Source organism: Mesorhizobium sp. M2A.F.Ca.ET.042.01.1.1, assembly GCF_003997405.1.
Classification (GTDB): domain Bacteria; phylum Pseudomonadota; class Alphaproteobacteria; order Rhizobiales; family Rhizobiaceae; genus Mesorhizobium.
The window spans coordinates 1-1,275 of sequence record NZ_RZRX01000562.1; the positions used below are offsets into that span (position 1 = coordinate 1).

Sequence of the window (1,275 nt, forward strand, 5' to 3'; positions counted from 1 at the left end):
GTGCTCGGCCGCACCGCGAACCAGCGCTTTGCCATGAAACTCGCGAGCGTTGTCCAGATGAATCACATGGGGCAGGCCAAAGACTGGCCAAGCGACCTGGATGTTCCTCGACTCGAGCCAGGATTCCTTCGGCATCACCATGTGATGGACGGCGAGCGCCACCGACGCCGAGGACGGGCTTTCCAGACTGAGATAAAAGCCGGTGACCATGCGGCTTGCGACGTCAATGGCCAGCGTCAGCCACGGTCTTTGCAGTGGCTTGCGGTACACGGCATCGACCACAATGACATCCACAAGCGTGTGGTCGATCTGCACAATGTGAAGCGCATGATCGGCACGATATTCCGTCACCGCTGGCGCAAAATGGTCGCGAGCCGCCTTTGCCCCTTCCCGGTCCCGCATCAGCACCCGGCGGTCGACGAGCTCGACGCGCGCCCGCACAGCCTTCCAGGAGGGCGGAGCAACGCCGCTGCCATGACACAGCGCTCGTACACGGTCGTGGAAGGCGCTGACCGTCGGCCGTTCGGGTTTGCGGTAGGTGTCCCGCATCGCCTGTTCGATGATCGCTTCGATCTCGTCCGAGAGACGCTTGAAACCCTTCTCGGGGCCTCGGCTGTGGCCGAGCAGGGAGCTCGTCACCGGGGCGGAGCGGTATCGATCCAGTAGCTGGTAAATGCGGCTTCGGCTCAGGCCGAGCTTCCGGCAGGCCGGACCGACGTCGGCGGGTGACAGCCGTCGCTTCGCCGCCAACGGACGGATGACCGCCTCTCGCGCCACCGCCAGTTGCCAGGCCGCATCATCTACGGCAAGCTTGTCAGGCCTGCGGCCCATTCAGTTCCCTCTCGCCTTCGTCCACTAAATCAGGCTAAGAATCCACTTATTCAGGGTGAATCCAGGAAACTAGGATGAGCGGTAAGTGTTAAGATTCAGCAACCTACAGTCTAGCGATCTAGGCTGAATGACAGTCATTTTCGGCCCCAAGATGGCCGCCGGCGACGTCCCGCGCGGCCGAGAACGACTTAGGGACGGCGGCTTTCCGCCGCGCGAGAAAGGCCACCTGGGATGAGCGAAGAAAAACCCGTCCGCCTGCCAGACCCTGCTTCCGTCGAAACCGTGCTCGCGTCTCTCGAGACGCAGTCGGCCGACGCCGAGCTCGCCCCTGCCCTCAACAAAACCTTTCCAGGCTTTGCTTTTACCGTCGCGACGATCGACGATCCCTACTGGCGCAACCCTCACGCTGTTGTCGCTGCTGACGGCACGCGCCTTGGCGACCAT

At 62.6% G+C, this 1,275-nt stretch carries 1 protein-coding gene and 1 pseudogene; one reads left to right on the forward strand and one right to left on the reverse strand.

Annotation, left to right across the window (positions count from 1 at the left end; genetic code table 11):
- Window positions 1–831, reverse strand: an 831-nt coding sequence (locus EOA23_RS34830; protein ID WP_145966614.1) for a DNA-binding domain-containing protein, incomplete at its 3' end; no start/stop codon positions are given.
- 231 nt (window positions 832–1,062) lie between these two features.
- Between EOA23_RS34830 and EOA23_RS34835 the strand changes: the two are divergent.
- A pseudogene (locus tag EOA23_RS34835) lies at window positions 1,063–1,275 on the forward strand (hypothetical protein); the annotation flags it as partial.